At 67.6% G+C, this 19,984-nt stretch carries 12 protein-coding genes; 9 read left to right on the forward strand and 3 right to left on the reverse strand.

All coding sequences use genetic code 11. From position 1 onward, the window contains the following. Positions 1-12 precede the first annotated feature (12 nt). A complete protein-coding gene (locus A6A40_RS20445) occupies positions 13-2,298 on the reverse strand; it encodes a helicase-related protein (RefSeq protein WP_108547718.1) in 2,286 nt (761 codons plus the stop codon). Between the two features lie 410 nt (positions 2,299-2,708). On the opposite strand from A6A40_RS20445, the gene A6A40_RS20450 reads away from it, so the two are divergent. The 5 genes from A6A40_RS20450 (at position 2,709) to A6A40_RS20470 (ending at position 11,169) form a co-directional block, all read left to right on the forward strand. Further along, positions 2,709-3,533 (forward strand): WecB/TagA/CpsF family glycosyltransferase, encoded by an 825-nt coding sequence (locus A6A40_RS20450; protein WP_108548049.1) that lies wholly within the window; start codon positions 2,709-2,711, stop codon positions 3,531-3,533. 3 nt (positions 3,534-3,536) lie between these two features. After that, positions 3,537-5,906, forward strand: coding sequence for a GumC family protein (locus A6A40_RS20455; RefSeq protein WP_167562502.1), 2,370 nt, complete (start codon positions 3,537-3,539; stop codon positions 5,904-5,906). A gap of 145 nt (positions 5,907-6,051) precedes the next feature. After that, on the forward strand, positions 6,052-7,335 hold the full coding sequence (locus tag A6A40_RS20460; RefSeq protein WP_108547720.1) for an endo-1,4-beta-xylanase: 1,284 nt from the start codon (positions 6,052-6,054) through the stop codon (positions 7,333-7,335). 166 nt (positions 7,336-7,501) lie between these two features. Further along, positions 7,502-8,467, forward strand: a complete 966-nt coding sequence (locus tag A6A40_RS20465) for a class I SAM-dependent methyltransferase (RefSeq protein ID WP_108547721.1) — start codon at positions 7,502-7,504, stop codon at positions 8,465-8,467. Between the two features lie 221 nt (positions 8,468-8,688). Beyond that, on the forward strand, positions 8,689-11,169 hold the full coding sequence (locus A6A40_RS20470; RefSeq protein WP_108547722.1) for a cellulase family glycosylhydrolase: 2,481 nt from the start codon (positions 8,689-8,691) through the stop codon (positions 11,167-11,169). A gap of 78 nt (positions 11,170-11,247) precedes the next feature. Here the strand turns inward: A6A40_RS20470 and A6A40_RS20475 are convergent, their stop codons facing one another. Together A6A40_RS20475 and A6A40_RS20480 are read right to left on the reverse strand one after the other, a co-directional pair. Next, on the reverse strand, positions 11,248-11,895 hold the full coding sequence (locus tag A6A40_RS20475; protein WP_108547723.1) for a serine acetyltransferase: 648 nt from the start codon (positions 11,893-11,895) through the stop codon (positions 11,248-11,250). A gap of 32 nt (positions 11,896-11,927) precedes the next feature. Continuing rightward, entirely contained in the window at positions 11,928-13,406 is a 1,479-nt protein-coding gene (locus A6A40_RS20480) for a lipopolysaccharide biosynthesis protein (RefSeq protein ID WP_108547724.1), read from the reverse strand. 850 nt (positions 13,407-14,256) lie between these two features. Between A6A40_RS20480 and A6A40_RS20485 the strand changes: the two genes are divergently transcribed. The 4 genes from A6A40_RS20485 (at position 14,257) to A6A40_RS20500 (ending at position 19,625) form a co-directional block, all read left to right on the forward strand. Then, positions 14,257-15,708, forward strand: coding sequence for an exopolysaccharide biosynthesis polyprenyl glycosylphosphotransferase (locus A6A40_RS20485; protein ID WP_108547725.1), 1,452 nt, complete (start codon positions 14,257-14,259; stop codon positions 15,706-15,708). A gap of 269 nt (positions 15,709-15,977) precedes the next feature. After that, positions 15,978-17,306 (forward strand): O-antigen ligase family protein, encoded by a 1,329-nt coding sequence (locus A6A40_RS20490; protein ID WP_108547726.1) that lies wholly within the window; start codon positions 15,978-15,980, stop codon positions 17,304-17,306. 89 nt (positions 17,307-17,395) lie between these two features. Next, positions 17,396-18,397 (forward strand): glycosyltransferase family 2 protein, encoded by a 1,002-nt coding sequence (locus A6A40_RS20495; RefSeq protein ID WP_108547727.1) that lies wholly within the window; start codon positions 17,396-17,398, stop codon positions 18,395-18,397. 25 nt (positions 18,398-18,422) lie between these two features. Next, positions 18,423-19,625 carry a glycosyltransferase family 4 protein gene (locus tag A6A40_RS20500; protein ID WP_108547728.1) on the forward strand — a complete coding sequence of 401 codons (1,203 nt, stop codon included), beginning with the start codon at positions 18,423-18,425 and terminating at the stop codon, positions 19,623-19,625. The last annotated feature ends 359 nt before the right edge of the window (positions 19,626-19,984 follow it).

Consider the following 19,984-nt stretch of genomic DNA (forward strand, 5'->3'; position numbering starts at 1 on the left):
TGGAGAGGAAGCTCAAGGCGCCGCGTTGCGCCGCCTCGGTCCGCGGCCGGTCCGGGGGGCGCCGCGGCCGGCATCGCGTCCGCCATCCCGGCCACCCTCCTTCACCGGATGGTGAAAATGGTGCTGGTGCCCCGGAGCCTTCTCGCCGTTGGCGCGCGCCGGCCCGCCGCGATGGCCGCCGCGACGCTCCTCGACGCGGCTGCTGTAGCAATTGTCGCAGACACGGAAGCGGTGGTTGGCCTTCAGCCGCGTGCCGCAGACCGGACAGGCGCGGGCGAGCGAGCGCTCGGCAAGCGTCCGCTCGATGAAGGCGTTCAGGTGCGCCCGCCGCTCCTGGCACAGATCCATCTCGGGATAGGCATCGGGGAAGCGGTAGGCAAGCCACGCATAGGCGGTCAGTTCCTTCACCGCGCGCTCGGCCTTTTCAAGCTCCACGTCGGTGCCGACGCTGTGGCGGAAACGTTCGGCCGCGTCGGGGGCGGCATTGGGAATGCCCCTGCCCTGGTTGACCGCCCAGCCGCCCAGAAGGCGCAGGTTGTTCTGGTCGCGGGTGTCGATCGGGCAACGGGCCAGCATGTCGCGCTGCGCCAGCGGCAGCTTGGCCCGGTCCACCGCGGACGCCGCCTGGATGCGCTGCTCCAGGTCGGTCATGCGGAAGGTCTGGTTGGCGCGCAGCAGCTCCTGCCCGGCCGTACGCAGCACCTTGGCGAGGCTGTCGGTGTCCAGCTCCTGCGCGATGGCCTCGACATGGCTGAGGTTGGGGGAGATCCACGAGCGTGGGTCTTCCGGCGGCACCGGCGGCGAGGTCAGCGCCCGGCGCACCGGGTTGATGTTCTCGCCGTCCAGCACGGCGACGCGGCCTTCCTCATGCATGCCGAAGCGGCCGGCCCGGCCGCCGATCTGGCGGATCTCCGACGCGGTCAGCTCGCGCTCCTCCCGCCCGTCATATTTGCGGGTGGTGGACAGCACGACGCGGGCGACCGGGAGGTTCAGCCCCATACCGATGGCGTCGGTCGCCACCAGCACGTCGGCGGTGCCCTCGCGGAAGCGCCGGGCCTCGGCCCGTCGGACCTCCGGCGACAGGGCGCCGTAGATCACCGCGACATTGTGGTTGCGGCCCAGCAGGTCGTGCCGCAAGGCCATCACGTCCTTGCGCGAGAAGGCGATCAGGGCGTCTCCCGGCTTCACCTCGTCCAGCTTCACCCGCTCTTCCTGGACGCGCAGCGGCGACTTGCGGGTGAATTCGACGACCTCCAGCTCCTCGCCCATCGCGTCGGCCAGACGCTTGACATAGGGAATGGCGTCGGCGGAGCCGGTCATCAGGATCTCCGGAGCGGCAACGCCGGCCACCGCCTGGGTCCAGGCCCAGCCGCGGTCGGGATCGCCGATCATCTGGATCTCGTCGATGACGCAGGCGCCCCACACTTTGGACGTGTTCACCATCTCGATGGTGGAGGAGGTGAAGGCGGCACCCGGCCGCACGTCGCGCTCCTCGCCGGTGACAAGGCTGCAGGGCCGGCCGCGCGTCTCCAGCGCCTCCTGCCCTTCCAGCGCCAGCAAGCGCAGGGGCGCGAGATAGCAGCCGCTCTCCGCCTCGGCCAGCCGGTCCATCGCCGCGTGGGTCTTGCCCGAATTGGTCGGGCCGACATACAGCCGCAGCTTGCGGATCATCGCGCGGGCAGTGGTGAAGCTGTCGAGATAAACGCCCATGCCGGACGCATTCTCCAGCCGCTCCCGCCGCACCTTCAGGCCGGCGCGGGCCGCGGCGGTCGAGAACGCCTCCTCCATCGCATCCAGCAGGGTCTGCAGGCGCGGGATCCGGCCGCCGAAGCCGACGACGCGGCCCAGCTCGTCGGCGAAGCCCTTCGGCCGCCAGGACTCGCCGAAGCCCGACGCCCGCTGTCCCATCGACGCGAACCAGCCGTCGACGCGGTCCTTCGCCTTGGCGATGGCGGGAGAGGACAGGCAGGCGCCCTTCACCCGCTTGCCCAGCGCCTTGGCCTGCGGCCGACCGAAGCCCTCGTCGATGGTCAGCAGGCCCCACAGGTCGGCCTCGATGTCCGGCAGAGGCCCGAGCGCCACCTTGAAGCGCAGTTTCAGCTTCCGGTCGGTGCCGGGGATCTGGACGACGTGGTTGACCGCGACCGACCAGCGCGCCGGGGTGCTGTCGGCATCCACCTCGATCCCGTCGCCGCGCACCACGGCGGCCACCGCGCGCAGGGCATCGCGGCGGTCGAATTCATCGGCGGTGCCGGGAGTGCGGCCCGAGCGGGCGTTGTCGGAAGTGTCGTCGGTCATGATCGTCTTTTCTTGGAATTGCCCCGGTCATGCAAGCGCCTCGGCCGGCCACATCGGTCGGGTAGCCAGTCCGGCCGGGCCGATATGGCTCCGCCCTCGGACAACAGCCATAGAGCGCCAGGGTCTCTCTTTATGGCCAGGGCCTCACTTTATGGGTCTGATCGGCCGATTCGGCAAGCCGAATCCCCCGAAGGGAGCAAGGCCGGGCTAATTCGAATCCGTCGCCGCTTCGCCGATCTCGCCCGTGCGAAAAGGGGGGAGCACCGGCCACATAGAGCCACGCAGGTTTGGTGGCCCGACCCCAACGGGTTAGCCGCCGCCGGCCGCCGAACCGGCCGGACCGGACCGGCAACCGGGTCCGGCGCGAAACAAACAACTCTTCGCTCCGATTAATTTTTTGGGAGATGCGCATGCCGAATCCTCGTGAGGTCCTGGAACTGATCGAGCGCATGCGGTGCATTTCGAACGACGGCGAGCGCCGGGCCCTGGTCGACCGGCTGGGCACGGCGGACCGTCCGACGGTGCTGTCCTTCCTGAACGCGCACGGGCTGAACGTCTGCATGGCATCGGACGAGGCGCTGGCCGCCTTCGCCGCCTCGGACATCCTGCTGCGCGACGGGATCGGGCTGCAGGCGATCCTGCCGGTTCTGGGCATGCCGGCCGGCCTGAACATGAACGGCACCGACTTCATTCCGCTGCTGCTGACATCGCTGTTCCCCCGCAGCGTCGCCATCTACGGCACCGCCACCCCATGGCTGGACCGCGCCCGCGTCGTTCTGGAAGCGACGACGCCGCACCGCTACGCCGACCTGCAGCACGGCTTCCACCCGGTGGAGCATTACATCGCCCAGGCGCGGGCCACCCGTCCCGACGTGATCCTGCTCGCCATGGGCATGCCCAAGCAGGAACAGGTCGCGGCGGAGCTGAAGCGCGCGCTGGACCACCCGGTGCTGATCGTCAACGGGGGCGCCATCGTCGATTTCCTGGCCGGCCGCTTCAAGCGCGCTCCGGAAGCGGTCCAGCGCTCCGGCCTGGAATGGGCCTTCCGGCTGGCGCAGGAACCGCGCCGCCTGTTCCGCCGCTATTGCATCGGTGCCTTCGGCTTCGCCTGGAGCACCTATCGCCTTCGTCGTGCCTCCTCCCTCCGCACCCGCGAAACGGGCACCGCAGCGCCCGCTTCCACCCGGATCACCCCGTCAGCGATCCGGCGCTCGCCCATCCAGAAGGAGCTTTGAGACGTGGAAAACCTTCCCCAGATCAACCACGGAGGCCAGGGCCCTGGAAGCCACGGTGGGCCGCCGGCTCCGCCGCCAGCTCCGACGTGGCCAACCCAGGTCGGCCACCATGTGCCGCGCGAGTTCGACGGCCCCGCTCCGGCGATGGGTCCCGACTTCCGGTTCATCCTGCGGGTGCTGGCGGCGCACAAGACGCTGATCGTCGTCATCGTGCTGGCGCTGACGGCCCTGTCGGCCTTCGCCGTCTCGCTGATGAAGGACAAATACACCTCCGAAGCCCTTCTGCTGGTCGACAACCGTCAGGTCAGGGTCGTCCGGGCGGAAGACCAGGCGCTGAACTCGATCACGCCGGAAGATGGCGCGATCCTCAGCGAGATCGAAATCCTGAAATCCACCGCGGTTCTGAGCCAGGCCGTCGCCGACCTGAAGCTGGCGACGAACCAGGAGTTCAACCCGCCGGCCCAGGCCGATGAGACGAAGCCCTTCGTCGAACGCGCCACCGCCTGGACGCGCGAGCAGGCCCATGCCGTGTTCGGCCCCGAACTGCCGGGCGTCGTCCAGGCGGTGCTGGCTCACGGCGACGACATGACCAAGGACACCCAGCTGCGCGAGACGCGCGCCGCCGACAGCATCGACGGCGTCCTCGACCGCGTCCGCCGCAACCTTGAGGTCGGCATCGTCGGCCGGTCGCGCGTGATCCAGGTGCGCTACACCGCCCGCGAACCGGAAATCGCCCAGAAGGTGGTGGACACCGTCGTCCGCCGCTACATGGAAACCCGTCAGCAGATGGACCGCGACCTGTCCACCAGCGCCGTCGCCTGGCTGGAAGACCGCATCGCCACCCTGCGCCGGGAAGTGGCCGAGGCCGACACCAAGGTCGATGCCGTCCGCTTCAAGGCCGGTCTGGTCAAGAACGGCACCAACGGCCTGATGGCCACCACCGAGCTGGAACAGGCCCGCCTGCGCCTTGCCGAGGCCGCGGCTCTCCGCGCCCGCGCCGTCGCCCAGGCCCAGACGCTGGAGCGCAGCTCCGGCAACGGCGGCAGCCTCGCCTCGCCGGTCGTCGCCCAGCTGCGCGCCACCGTCGCCTCGATCTCGACCGAGTTGGCCCAGCTGTCGCGCCAGTACGGTCCGAAGCACCCGCGCATCCAGGAGCTGCAGGCCCGCCTGAACGAGGCCAATTCCTCTCTGCAGCAGGAGGTCCGCCACGAGATCGCCGGCGTCCGCGAGGCGGCCAACGTCGCCATCGAACAGGAAAACGCCCTGAAGGGCATGATCGCCAAGCTGGAATCCGGCTACCAGACCATGGCCGAGGAAGCCGTGCCGCTGCGCACGCTGGAGGCCGAGGCCCAGGCCAAGCGCCAGCTGCTGGACAGCCTGCTCGGCCGTCTGGAAGAGGTGCAGGCCCAGCAGGACAACCGAGCCTTCCCGACCGCCGTCAAGCTGGTGTCGGCGCCGCAGGTCCCGCATGAGCCGTCGGGTCCGTTCCGCTTGCTCCTGCTGCTGGCCGGCTTCGTCGCCTCGCTCGCCGTCGCCATCTTCATCGTCTTCGGCATCGAGCTGTTCCAGCGCCGCATCCGCACCCCGGACGCCGTCCGCCGCATCCTGGGCGTCGGCACCGTCCACATCGTCCCGCACCACTCCACCCGCGGCACCCGCGGCCGGCTGGACCAGATCTTCCAGAACCATCCCTTCTCGCTGTTCTCGGAATCGATGCGCGCCCTGTTCCGCAACCACCTGTCGGATCTGGGTCCGGTCGGCTCCATCGCCGTCACCTCGGCCCGCCCGCAGGACGGCAAGACCTCGATGAGCCTCGCCGTCGCCCAGGTCGCGGCCCAGGCCGGCCGCCGGGTGGTGGTGGTCGACACCGACTTCCGCCGCTCGCGCATCGACGGCCTGTTCAACCTGTCGGCCAAGAAGGGCCTGTCGGACTGGATCGCCGGCACCGCCACCCTCGACGAGATCGTGCACAGCAGCGACCAGGCGCCCTACGCCATGATCCCGGCCGGCCGCCTGATGCCGGAGACGCTGGACCGCTTCAACGTCGACGGCCTGATCCATCTGATGGCCGGCCTGTCGCCGCACTTCGATCTGGTGGTGTTCGACACCGCCCCGGCGCTGGCCGTGTCGGATGCCCGCATCGTCTGCGGCGCCGCCTCCAAGGTGCTGTTCGTCAGCCGCTGGGGCCACACCACGGCCAGCGACCTGCAGGCGGTCGCCGACCTGGGTCCGATCGACCACTCCAAGTTCGTCGCGGTCATGACCGACGTGAACCTGAAGAAGGCGGCGTCGCGCGGTTACCAGGGTCCCTACAACAGCTACATGGCGACCCGGAAATATTATGGCGACACCACCCTGCGGACCGCTCCGTAAGCGGCACGCCGGCCCGGTGATCCGAAAAAGATGACCTGACAAAGCTCCTTCTGCCCCGAGGCCCTTTCCCTCCGGACGCTGCGGCGCCCGGAAGGAGGGGCCTCTTCATGACCGGCTACCGCGACCAGAGGAGAAGCCCCTCCCCATGATCACGCTTCCGAAGCCCGGCCTTCCCAAATGGCGCCCCTCCCGGCGGGAACTGCTGTGGACCGCCGCCGCAGGCGCCGTGCTGGCCAGCTGCCGCGGCGCCTCCGGCCCGGCGCCGGCCGAAGCCGCCGCCTCCCATTCCGCCGCGGGTGCGGAGCCGGCGGTGACGCTGCGCGACGCCTGCCGGGCGCTGGGCATCCGCCATGGTGCGGCACGCGACCATTACATCGACCCGGAAGACCCGATGCTGGACCGGCTGATGGCGCGGGAATGCGACGTCGTCACCCCGGAAAACGGCGGCAAATGGGGTGTTTTCCAGCACACCGAGGGCAATTACGACTGGCGCCGCTTCGACGCGGCGGTGGAGCTGGCCCGCTCCATCGGCGCCACGCCGAACTGGCACACGATCATCTGGCAGCATATGGGCATGCCGCCCTACATGAAACTGCCGGCATCCCGGCAGGCGGAGCTGGGCATTTCGGAAAGCGCCTATTTCTCGCCCGAAGGCACGCTGAGCGAGGAGAATGTCTGGCCGCGCTTCACCGGCGTGGTGGAGGCGGTGCGCCAGCGCTACGGCGACATCTTCTACCGCATCGACGTCGCCAACGAGGTCTTCTTCTGGGAGACGGAGGAGAGCCACCCGCGCCAGCAGGACCGCTACGGCTTCCGCCGCGGCATGTGGTGGGTGGCGGCCGGCGGGGCGGAAAAGGGACCGGAATGGCTCGACCCCTTCTTCCACCATGTGCACAAGGCCTTCCCCAAGGCGAAGCTGGTGCTGAACGAGTTCGGCATCGAGATCGACGAGGGCTGGCAGCAGCGAAAGCGCGCCTATCTGCTGGACTGGCTGACCGGGGCGGTGAAGCGCGGCGTGCCGATCCACGGCCTCGGGCTGCAAAGCCACCTGATCGGCGGCAAGCCCTATGACAGCGCCGGCATGCGCAAGTTCCTGCGCGCGGTCGACAGGCTCGGCCTGTCCGTCCATCTGACGGAGATGGATGTCGACGAGACCCGCCTGCCCCGCTCCTGGTCGCGGGCGGAGAAGGACCGGGCGATGGCCCAGCTGGCCCGCACCTATCTGGCCGACGTTCTGGACACTGCCCGGCTGGAGGAGCTGTGCTGGTGGCACCTGCGCTCCGACCTGAATTTCATCGCCAGGGAGCATGTGGAGCTGAAGCCCCACCCCTCCCCCTACGATGCGAACTCCCGGCCGCTGCCGCTCTATGCGGCGGTGGTGACTACGTTGCAGGACAAGGCGCGGACCGGCAAGGCGCGGTCGGGCTGAGGTGTCCCGTCCTGACACAGTACGGCGCACGTCGGGGGTACGCCCTTCTCGGATCCCACCCCCTCCGATAGGCCCGCGCTCCCGCCCCTTCGCGTGCGGGCGTCCGCTCCTGCTCCCGTTTAGAGTCCCTCGAAGCGTCCGGCGCACCCTGAAGGAGAGGTCGATCGTGCAGAACACAGCCGACACATTGCCGATGGATCGCCTGCCCGCCGACCAAGCAGGCGGCGACGCCCTCGTCGAGCGCTACCGGCGGAAGTTCCACCTCTCGCCGACCTACCCGCTGACGGCGGAGATGGTTCACCGGCACTGGGACTTGGAACGGCGCCTTGCCCGCGAATTGCTGGCGACGAAGCCGGAAGAGCGCTGGGATGCCTTCGAGAATGCCTACACCACGCTCTACAGCAGTTGCCCCTGGCTGAACGAGGCGGAGGACGACGCCCACACCCGCAATGAAGAGTTGGATTTCCGCCACTTCCTGACCCTGCTGGGCGGGCCGCAGGATGTCTATGAGGTGGGCTCGGGCAAGGCGCGGCTGCTGCGCTATCTCGCCCGGCACGGCTACCGCTGCGTCGCGACCGAGGTGACGCGCGAACGCGGCGCCAGCTGGATCGAACAGGATTCCAACATCACCTGGAAGAACAGCGACGGCGTGCATCTGGCCCGCTTCGAGCCGGCCGACCGCTATGACAGCGTGATCTCCACCCATGTGGTGGAGCACATGCATCCCGACGACGTCGTCACCCACATGACGAATGTCCGGACGATCCTGAAACCGGGCGGGAAATATATCCTGAGCATGCCGCACAAATACGCCGGCCCCGCCGACCTGTCGGAGGTGTTCGGCCTGGACGAGCCTGTCTGCATGCATCTGCGTGAATACCGCTGGGGCGAGACGGCGACGATGCTGCGACAGGCCGGATTCGACCGCGTCGAGGCGGTCTATGTGGTTCCGATGGCGGTGCGCCGACGTTTGAACCTGCATTTCGCCAGCCGCGCCTATTTCGGCTACGTGCGCGTGGTTGAGGCATTTTTGGGACGGCTTCCATTAACCCTAAATCGCAAGCTCGGAAGGGTTGGTCAGCTCTTTATGTTCCGGCCAGAGGTGTTCGTGGTGGCTCACAAGCCCAAATGATCCCTTTCCGCGCGCTGATAAAGCACTGAAAAACATAGAATCTGGAACGAGATTTACCCCTTTGTTGCTGCAATGCATCGACAAAGGGGTTTTTCGTGTCCTTTTCTTTTCACAGGAGACAGTGGCATTAGAGCCGCATTTCCCTAAAATTTGAAATACCTCGTTAACCTTTTCCGGACAGTCTGGGCTCCAGCGAAAACACGGAAAAGAGGATACTTCCAATGGCAACGAGCCCCGTCGAAATGACCTTCGTCGTCAATGCCTCGGGTGTGGCTGCCGGAGGAGTCTGGCCGCACTTCAAGTTCCTCGTCGACGGCGTTTCCGTCGGCCAGGCGACGGTCAATTCCACCAGCGCAGGTCGGTACAGCTTCACCACCAAGCTGGCGCCCGATGTCGCGCACAAGGTTCAGGTCGTGTATGACAACGACTGGCTGTCGACCGACAAGACCGGCATGTACCGCGATCTGATCGTCAAGTCGATCGAGGTCAACGGCAAGACCATCTCTTCCACCAGCTCGGCGGTTTCCTACGCCGCTGAGGGTCAGGGCACCCTGTCCGGCCGCGAAATTCTGTCCTGGAGCGGCTCGCTCGACTTCAACATGTCCAAGGACGTGTTCGCCGGCGCCGCCGGGACCCCGACCACCCCCACCCCCCCGGCCACCGGCGGCACGCCGATCGTCGTGAACGCCTACGGCAATGCGGCCGGCGGCGTGAACGCCCACTTCAAGGTGCTGGTCGACGGCAAGGTGATCGGCGAAGCCACCGCCGGCACCGCGGCGAAGGACTTCACCTTCAACGCCAACGTCAGCGCCGACATGGCCCACAAGATCCAGATCCAGTACGACAACGACGGCGTGGTCAACGGCGCCGACCGCAACCTGTACGTCAACAAGATCACCATCGGCGGCCACGCCGTCGCCCCGACCGACAGCATCGTGTCGATCGACAAGGGGGCCCTGGACGGCAAGGACGTCATCGCCGGCCAGAAGGCGATGTGGTGGAACAGCACCATGGAGGTGAAGGCCGACAAGTCCTGGTTCGCCGGCGCCACCACGCCGTCCAACCCGCCGCAGCCGAGCCTGTCGGTCAACGACGTGTCGGTGGCCGAGCCGACCGGCAGCACCTCCTCCGGCGGAATCCAGGGCTTCCTGAGCACCAAGGGCAACCAGATCGTCGACGAGGCCGGCAACGCGGTTCGCCTCACCGGCATCAACTGGTTCGGCGGCGAGGGCTACAACTATGTGCCCGCCGGCCTGTGGGCCGACAGCTACCAGGGCCATCTGGAGAAGATGAAGTCGGTCGGCTTCAACACCATCCGCCTGACCATGTCGGACGAGATGTTCACCAGCACGGCGGTGACCAACGGCATCGACTATTCGAAGAACCCGGATCTGGTCGGCCTGACCCGTCTGCAGGTCTATGACAAGGTCATCGAGCATGCCGGCAAGCTCGGCATGAAGGTGATCCTCGACCACCACCGCAACGACGGCGGCGCCGGCACCAACGAACACGGACTGTGGTACAGCAACCGCTTCCCGGAATCGACGGTGATCGAGAACTGGAAGATGCTGGCCAAGCATTATGCCGGCAACGAGACCGTCATCGGCGCCGACCTGCACAACGAGCCGAGCGTCACGGCCACCTGGGGCGGCAGCGCCGCCACCGACTGGGCCTCGGCCGCCGAGCGCATCGGCAACGCCATCCAGTCCGTCAACAAGGATTGGCTGCTGTTCGTCGAAGGCACGGAGTGGAGCAGCACGCTGGCCGGTGCGCAGTCTCGCCCCATCGAGTTCGACGTGCCGAACAAGCTGGTCTATTCCCCGCATGCCTACGGCCACAGCGTCGGCAACTTCAGCTGGCTGAACGACCCGGCCTATCCGAACAATCTGCCGGCCCAGTACGACAAGATGTGGGGCTACCTGTACAAGAACGACACCGCGCCGATCCTGCTCGGCGAATGGGGTGGCCTGTTCAACAGCTCGGCGGAGCAGACCTGGGCCAAGACCATGGCCAAGTATCTGAACGGCGACTGGAACCTGGACGGCAAGAGCGACATCGCCGCCGGCGACAAGGGCATGAGCTGGACCTTCTGGGCCTGGACGCCGGAATCCGGTGACGTGGGCGGCATCCTGATGGACGACTACAAGACCATCAACCAGTCGAAGATCAACCTGATCAAGCCGGCCATGGAAGGCGCCATCTTCGACACCCCCGGCGGCTCCAGCACCCCGAACACCGCCAACGCCACCTTCACGGTGAAGCTGTCGGCGCCCTCCGGCACCCCGGTCACGGTGGACTATGCCACGGTCGACGGAACGGCCAAGGCCGGTTCGGACTACACCGCCACCAGCGGCAAGCTGACCTTCGCCGCCGGCGAGACCACCAAGACCGTCACGGTCAAGGTGCTGAGCGACAGCGTGACGGAGGGCAACGAGACCTTCGGTCTGAAGATCTCCAACGCGACCGCCGCGACCATCGCCGACGCCACCGGCACCGGCACGATCGTCGAGGCTGCCGCCAAGGCTGCCGCCGCCTCGCTGGGCTCGGCCGACCTGCTGGCCCATTCGCTGACCGCCGCCGCCGACCTGCCGACGGCACCGGTCGCCAGCTTCGACGGCTCGGCCGCCGACCTGTCGCACGCCGCCTACGACACCGGCTACAACGGCATGGAGTGGCACGACCCGCTGGCCCAGGCCGCCTGAGGGTTCGTCCATCCGATCCGGAACGTCACGGGAAGGGGCCGGCAGCCACGCTGCCGGCCCCTTCGCCGGTCCGTAATCTCAACCAGGAACCGGCGAGGCGGCTGCCGTCGCTGCCACAACCGACCGGGGGCCGACCGGCGCCGGATGCGGGATGTCGGGGATGGTGACCTCGGCCACCGCCTTGCCCGGATTGCCGGCGACGACGGTGCGCCGCGGCATCGGCTTGGTGACGACGGAGGAGGCGGCGACGATGCATTCGTCGCCGATGGGCACGCCGATCACCACCGCATGCGGCCCGACCCAGACGCCGTCGCCCAACGCCGGATAATGGGTCACCCGCCCGCCGGGGAGCAGATCGTCCTTCTGGCCAAGCGTGACGCCGTGGAACAGGGTGACATTGGAACCGATGCGGGCGTTGGCGTTCACCACCAGCCCCCAGCCGTGCAGGATGCGCAGGCCGGGCCCGACCTCGGTCTCCCACGGCAGGTCCATGGCGGCGGAATGCTGGGTCCAGCGGTGCAGCAGCCGGCAGGCGGCCAGCAGCGGCTTGCGCAGCGGCCCGGCCATCCGGTTCGCCGCCTGGCAGCTGCGCAGGGTGAAGGTCACCCGGAACATGCGGTTGCCGGCCAGCAGCTTCAGCACCGCCCCGAGGCCGGAGCCGCCGCCGTAGCGGACGGCATCCGCCACGACGGTCTGCCGATAGGTGTAGCGGGGAGCGTCCTGCATCGCGGTATCTTCCTCCCGGTGTTCAAGCATTGTCACGCCGTCTGCGGACGGCGAAGAAACCGGCCGGCCATGCGGAACAGCATCGCGCGGTCGGCCTTGCCGAAGCTCGGCCCGAACAGGGCGACGACGGCGAACAGCATGGTCAGTCCGACCTTGGCGGCGGTGTAGGTCGGATTCACCTCGAACCCGAACAGGGCCAGCCCGGACAGATAGGCGACGGCGCCGGGCGCCAGGATGCCCAGGACACGGACCAGGCTCAGCGGCGGCTCCTTCGGGGCAAGGCGGCGGCATAGTGCCTCGGTGGCGCCCAGCATCACCAGTTCGCGCCCCAGCACGCCGATGGCCCCGCCCATCAGGCCGAGCGGCCCCAGGGTGATCGCCATGATCAGCACGCCGACCGCCAGCCCGCCCAGCGAGATCGCCGGCAGCACGCCGACCTTCTTGGTCTTCACCAGCCCGACCTCGGCATGCATGCGCACGCCGTGCACCACATAGGCCAGCACCAGCAGCGGCATGCAGGGCAGCACCGTATCGTATTCGCTGGACGCGATCAGCCACAGCACCTCCGGCGCGGTCAGCGCCATGCCCAGCGCCGCCGCCGACAGGAGGACGACGAACAGGTGGAAGACGAATTCCGACTGTTCCCGGCCGGCGGTGTTCTCCTGCGCCTCGATCCGGCTGACCGACCAGATCTGCAGGAAGGAGGCGGTCAGGAACATGTAGAGCATGGTGGCGAGCCGCAGCCCGAAGGACAGCACGCCGACCGCCGCCACGCCCATCAGCAGGTTGACCAGATAGCGCATGGCGAACTGGTTGCCCATGTCCAGCATCGTCTGCGGCATGAAGGGCAGGCCCAGCACCGTCACCCGCTTCAGCAGCCCGAAGGAGAAGCCGAGGCCGTTCACCGCCAGGATCGCCACCGTCAACCCGACGCCCAGCCCGACGAAGGTGATGGCGTTGGCGAGGAAGATGCCGGTGACGCCCAGGTTCATCCAGAGCAGGAAGCTGAGGTTGAGGCCGATCAGACCGACCGCCTTGCCGACGGAGATCAGCAGGCAGGTGCCCGACCGCTTGTGGACCCGGTAATAGGCCAGAGCCAGTTCGAACACCGCGCTGAAGGCGATGCCGGCGAAGGCGAAGGCGATGATCGGACCCTGGTCCCGGCTGCCGAACAGCAGCTCGCTGGCGCCCCAGCCCGCCGGCAGCGCCACCGTCAGCAGCGCCAGCGAAGCGGCCCACAGCCCGATCATCGTCGTGCTGACCACGCGGGACCGGCCGCGCTCGTCCGGATGTTCGAAATAGACGACGGTGAAGGCGTTGATCATTCCGATCATCAGCATCACGGCGACGATGTCGCCCACGACGCCGATCAGGGCATAGACGCCGAACTCCGCCGGTGACAGGACCTTGGCATAGAGCGGCAGCAGAAGCAGTCCCGCGGCGCGGTTGACCACATTCGCCACCATGAACATCCAGCCATGCTTGATGATGGTGCCAGCTTCGAGAGCCATCCGGTTTCCTTCGCCCCCTGTTACCCACCGTCCCTTCCCGGCCACGCTTGCCCCGGTCCCGCTCGGGATGGGAGCACGGCGTCCGGTGCATCACGCTGGCGCACAACGGGACTGGAGCGCGGGAAAGGACCGCGCCAAATCTCGGCGGCGGTCCGGAAAGCGTCAATTCGGCCTTGAAGCGACGGCGGCACTCTTCGGTGCTAGTCACCACGGCTTCGGTCAGCGGACCCGCCGGAGGAAGCGGACCTTCAGATTAGGCTTTCCGGCAGAACGGAACGCTGCCTCCTACGCCACGCAACTGGCAAGGGTGCGTTCGCGACACGCCTCCGCTCGGAATTGCCGGCAACCCTCAATCGGGAAAGCCTTGCGGACAGCTCTCCCCGCAAGTTTGGCGATCCCCCCCTTCCGCGCCCCGCCGATCCGACCGGTCGAGGGAGGCCGCCGGCCACCCGTACCCATAATTCGCGGTGGAGTCCGGTGCCGGCAGAGGTGCGGCACCACCTTACCCTTACCCCGAAACGCTATCCCCGCCCGGCTAAGCATCCAAAAGTATCTCCAATAATATTCGGGTGTGCGCACCCTTTGAAACTCCGGTGGTATCGCGGACGCGAAATCAACGTCCGTATGCACTGTTGCTGCTTGCGCCTCCTCATCCTAATTCGTCCTCAACGAACCGCGGATCGGCTGACAAAAATCATGAAAGAGCGATCTTTACACAAATGCGCCACTGCGGAATTCGCGGCGCAGCAAAGTAAAGACGGGCCGTTTCCCAAGAGACGCTGATGACGAGCGACCACCCGCACGAATGGCCGTGCGGTGGCTGGCATTCCCTTCAACCACGGGACCTGCGATGAGCAAACTGGACCCAGAAGCGGTCATCGATCTGACCTCGGCAAAGAAGGCGGCGTTACCGACGATCGCCCCCGGGCTGTTGCTGGCACTCTCCGATGGCCTCGTTCTCGCCCTGGTGGGTTGGACGCTCAACCATTTCCTCGGCACCGATCCGCTGATCGACCCGGTGGAGGCCGCCGCCTGGCAGCGGTCGCTCGTCACCGGCCTGATGCTGGTGCCGCTGGTGAAGTCGGTGTTCGGCATCTACACCCTCGGACGCTTCGACTACATGGAACGGACGAGACGGACCTTCCAGGCGGCCTTCCTGTGCTGCGCCGTGCTCGCCGTTCCCTTCATCGTGATGGAGGGCTTCCGCTCCTTCTTCGTGGAGGCGCTGTCGATCGCCCTGCTCGGCTTCGCCGTCACCTATGTGGCGGACCTGCTGCTGATCCAGGGGCTGCTGTCCAGCGCGCTGGACTGGCGCACGCCGGTGATGATCGTCGGCGCCGGCCCGCAGGGTGCCGCCATCGCCGAGAAGCTGCAGCGCCTGCCCTGGCTCGGCATGCGTCCGGTCGGCTTCGTCGACGACGACGACAGCCTGTGGCAGACCCGCGTCGCCGGGCTGCCGGTGATGGGGCCGGTCGAACTGCTTGCCAAATCGCCCGCCGTCGCCGGACAGGCCAGCGCCGCCATCGTCGCCGACATGGGACGCCACGGCGGCGACCTGACCGGCCTGGTGCGCACCCTGCCCTTCCGTCAGGTCTATTGCGTGCTGGGCGAAGGCAATGTCAGCGCCGTCGATGCGACCTATCACAATCTGCACGGTTCGTTGGCCCTGCGCGTCAGCGTGCGCCCGCCGACCGGCTACCTGCGCATCCGCCGGGCCATGGACATCGTGCTGTCGGCGATCCTGCTGGTCCTGGTGGCGCCGCTGATGCTGGGCCTCGCCGTCGCCATCAAGCTGGACAGCCCCGGCCCGGTGATGTTCCGCCAGAAGCGCTGGGCCGGCGGCAAGCAGACCTTCGACCTGCTGAAGTTCCGCTCCATGCATGTCGATGCCGAGGAACAGCTGCAGCAGCTGCTGGAGAACGACCCGGTCGCCCGCGAAGAATACATGACCTACCACAAGCTGACGGTCGATCCGCGCATCACCCCGCTCGGCCGCTTCCTGCGCCGGACCTCGCTCGACGAGCTGCCGCAGCTGTGGAACATCCTGATGGGCGACATGAGCCTGATCGGTCCGCGCGCCTACATGCCGAAGGAGCTGCCGGAGGTGGGTGACTCCGCCGCGGTGATCGGCTCCGTCCGTCCGGGCCTGACCGGCTACTGGCAGGTGTCCGGCCGTCACCGCACCACCTTCCAGGAACGCGTGTCGATGGATGTCTTCTATGTCCGCAACTGCGGCCTGCTGTTCGACTTCTTCATCCTCTGCAAGACAGCGGTGATGGTGCTGAAGGGCGACGGTTCGTAACGCCGCCATCGTCCCGGACCGAATGCCAGCCGGACCCCCGCGCCGCCCGCGCGGGGGTCTTTTTTCCAAGCCTCCGCCGTTCCGGAAAATGCTTAGGCTCCATTCCCTTTTTCGGGCGGTAAAGGGAGCGGGAAACGCGAATCCGGCTACCCCCTTCGGGCGCGGCCTCCTTCGGTCTAATGCCACCGCCCGGCTACGAGATGGGGGATGGCAACCGCATCTTCAGTGCTGCAAAGCCGAACCCGGTACGGCAGCCCAAGGGAAAGCCGATGAAAATCTTCGATTTTCTGGAAAAGAGCATCGCCGTCATCGGCATCATGGCCTTCGGGGGCTCGGTGCTTCCGCTGATGCTGACCGGCGGCGATCCGCTGGCCGGCGACCTGGAATCGGCCGGCGTCACCGTCTTTTACGGCGGCATCTATGTCCTGCTGCTCGCCGCCATCGCGCTGAGGCCGGGCATCGCCTTCCAGATTCCCTTCGCCAGCCCGGCACTTACGGCAATGATCGCCTTCGCCTTCCTGACCGCCCTGTGGTCGCTGTTCCCGGACGTGACGCTGCGCCGGTCGATCGCCTTCCTGTTCACCACGGTGTTCGGCATCTGGCTCGGCCTGCGCTTCCGCTTTCCGGAGATCATGCGGCTGCTCGTGGTCGGGTTGTCTGCGCTGATGTTCGCCTCCTTCTTCATGATCTTCGCGATGCCGGAGATCGGGCTGGACAGCGCCCAGCATGTCGGCGCCTGGAAGGGCGTGTTCTTCCAGAAGAACGTGACCGGCCGCATGATGGTCTGGCTGATCCTGGCCCTGGTCTGGCTGGACTGGCAGAAGGAGCAGAGCCGCTGGGTCACCCGGCCGCTGATGATCCTCGCCATGCTGCTGATCGTCATGAGCCGGTCGGGCACCGGCCTGATCACCTCCATCCTGGTGTCGGTGGCGCTGCTGTCCACCACCATGCTGCGCGGCAGCATCCGCAACTTCGCCCCCACCATGGCGCTGCTGCTGGCCCTGCTGGTCATCATGGTCACGGCGGGCGCCACCTTCTGGTACGACGTGCTCTATGCGCTGGGCCGCGATCCCACCCTGACAGGACGCACCGTCCTGTGGGAGCACATCGTCCATTCGGTCGGCGAGCGTCCGCTGCAGGGCTACGGCTATGCCGCCTACTGGTTCGGCTTCAACGGCCCCGGTTCCAGCTTCACCCGCGACTGGGGCATCACGTCGGCCCACAGCGGCTGGCTTGAGTTGACGCTCGACCTCGGGCTGGTCGGCGTGGCGCTGGTGCTGGCGCTGCTGTGCCGCCTGCTGTTCCAGGGCTTCTTCGCCGCCCGCTACGGCAACAGCCGGCCCGAGGCAGCCTGGACCTTCGCCGTCGGCTGCGCCCTGCTGGCGGTGTCGGTGTCGGAGAGCGTGTTCGCCGAGCGCCACTCGATGAACTGGGTGATCGCCACCATCGCCGTGGTCCGTCTGGTTCAGCAGAGCCGTTGGCAGCGGCTGCTGAACGACCGCGCCGCGGAGCAGGCCCGTCTGCGCCGACACACCCCGGCCGGGATGAACCCCTCGGGCATGGGGCCTGCCTACGCCGGCCAGGGACGCGGGCTCTAGGCGCCGCATCCGGCCCACAGACATCCGGCCTGCACAGGACCCAAGTCACCAGCGACCTTCCCCATTTTGCTTCGACCGAAGGCAGACCCATGAGCCAGAAGAACGAGCCGGCAAGCATCAACCGTCCGGCGGCCGGCAAGCAGAAGGCCGGCGAGCAGGCAGCGCCCAACCAGCGGGTCACCGTCGTCATCCCGACGCGCAACCGCCCGGACATGGTGATGCGGGCGGTGCGCAGCGCGCTGGACCAGACCTACCGCGACCTCGACGTGATCGTGGTGATCGACGGGCCGGATCCCGCCACCGCCTCCCATCTGGCGACGCTGGCCGATCCGCGGCTGACGGTGATGGAGCTTGAGACGAACCATGGTGCCGCGGAGGCCCGCAACATCGGCGTGCGCGCCGCCCGTGGCGACTGGATCGCCTTCCTCGACGACGACGACCATTGGATGCCGGAAAAGGTGGAGCTGCAGATGGCGGCACGCCCTGCCGACATCCGCTTCCCCATCATCAGCTGCCGCTGCCAGGTGGTGACCGCCCGCGGCACCTTCGCCTGGCCGCGCCGGCTGTCCACGCCGGCCGATGCCATCGGCGACTACCTGTTCGTCCGCCGCGGCCTGTTCAAGGGCGAGACCTTCGCCCCCACCACGACCCTGTTGACGCCCAAGGCGCTGCTGCTGCGCAACCCCATTCCCAAATCGCGCTTCGACGATTGGGAATGGCTGATCACCTGCGGCCGGATCGACGGCGTGGCGCTGATCCACATCCCCGACGTGATGGCCGTCCATTACACCGAGGAGAACAACCGGGTCACGCTGTCGACCTGCCACAACATCAGCCACTCGCTGGAATGGGCGGAGGAGATGCGCAACCACCTCTCCCCGCGCGCCTATGCCAGCCTCCTCCTCCAGGCCACCGGCGGCGAGCAGGCGGCCCGCACCGCCGGCACCCGCTGGCGAATCCTCAATTCAGCCTTGCGCGACGGCCAGCCGACGCCGATGGCGCTCGCCACCTTCACCATGCACTCGCTGATGCCCGTCGGACTGCGCCGCCGGCTGCGCCAAGCCCTGTTCTCCGCGTCCGACGCCGCCTGAGCCGGAAAAAAGGACCCTGACGCCCATGGACAGCATCAACGACAGCCGTGGCCCCAGCCGCCAGCCGGAAACGGCAAAGCGCACCGTGGTCGTCTTCGCGACGCCGGGTGCGCTCGACGGCGGCGGCGGCATCGGCCGCATGACGGGCTATGTGGTCGACCAGTTCGACAGGACGGGGACGACCCGCTCGATCATCCTCGACACCCGCGGCACCGGGAGCGTTCTGCTGTCACCCTTCCACCTCGGCCTGACCCTGGCGCGGATGACCTGGATCCTGGTCCGCCGCCGGGCATCGGTCGTGCACATCAACGTGTCGGAGCGCGCCAGCTTCCTGCGCAAGGCGGCGGTACAGGCGGTGGCCGGGCTGCTGTCCTGCCCCACCGTCGTCCATCTGCATGGCGCATCCTTCGTCGAATATTTCGAAGGCGGCCCCTTCGCCCGCGCGATCAGCCGCTGGCTGTTCAACCGCTGCGGCCGGGTCGTCGTTCTGGGCGACAACTGGCGCGACTATCTGATCCAGTCGGTCCGCACCGACCCCCGCAAGATCAGGGTGCTCTACAACGCCGTTCCCGATGTCGGCGCCGATCTCAGCACCCGTCAGCCACCCGAACCGGGGGCCGTCCTCTCCCTGCTGGTGCTGGCCAACCTGTCGGAACGCAAGGGCATCGGCACCCTGCTGCGCGCCTGCGCCCTGCTGAAGGAGCGCGGCCAGCCCTTCCGGGTCACCATCGGCGGCGGCGGCGACGTGGACGGCTACCGCGCCATGGCCGCGGAGCTGGGGGTGGCGGAGGAGTGCAGCTTCCTCGGCTGGATCGGCCGGGAGGAGGCGCACGCCCATATCCGCACCCACGACATGCTGTTGCTGCCCTCGACCCATGAAGGCCTGCCGATGGTGATCCTGGAGGCGCTGTCGGCACGGCTGCCGGTGATCACCACCCCGGTCGGCTCGATCCCGGAGGTGCTGACCGACGGCAAGACCGCGCGGATCATCCCGGTCAACGACGCCGCCGCCCTCGCCGGCGCGATCGCGGAGGTCGGAAGCGACTCGGCGCTCTACAGCCGCCTGGCCGAGCAGGGACGCCGGCTGTTCCTGAAGCAGTTCGTGATCGACGCCTACGCCAAGTCGCTGCTGGCCATCTACCAGGAGCTCGACCGCAGCGGAACCGAGCTGTCGGGGGAACTGGGCAAGCTGGCCGGATCGGCCGCCGCGGCCTCCAAACGCAGGTGACGGTAACCCGGCGCCAGTTCGGTGATCGGGATAGGAAACAATCAGGAAGCGTATAACCGGAATGGAGATTGCACATGCACAGGTTGGGTAACCATACCGGCAGGCCAACCCGTTCGGTCGCTCCACAGCGTGCGGGTGCGGCATCGCGTAAACTTGCACCTGCACGTCGCCCGGCCACCGGCCGCGGACCGTTCCAACCGGCGGCAGCCGATCGGCCGCACCACAGCTTGCAGTCCCCCGGCGCCTGACCGACAGGCAAAAGGGATAGAGGCCGATAACAAAACAAGCCCGCCACAGCCGTCGAAGGACGGGCGTCACACGGCAGAAGGCCGGGACGCGACAGAGGAAAGGCGGGCCGG

Origin of the sequence: Azospirillum humicireducens (assembly GCF_001639105.2) — a bacterium.
Classification (GTDB): domain Bacteria; phylum Pseudomonadota; class Alphaproteobacteria; order Azospirillales; family Azospirillaceae; genus Azospirillum; species Azospirillum humicireducens.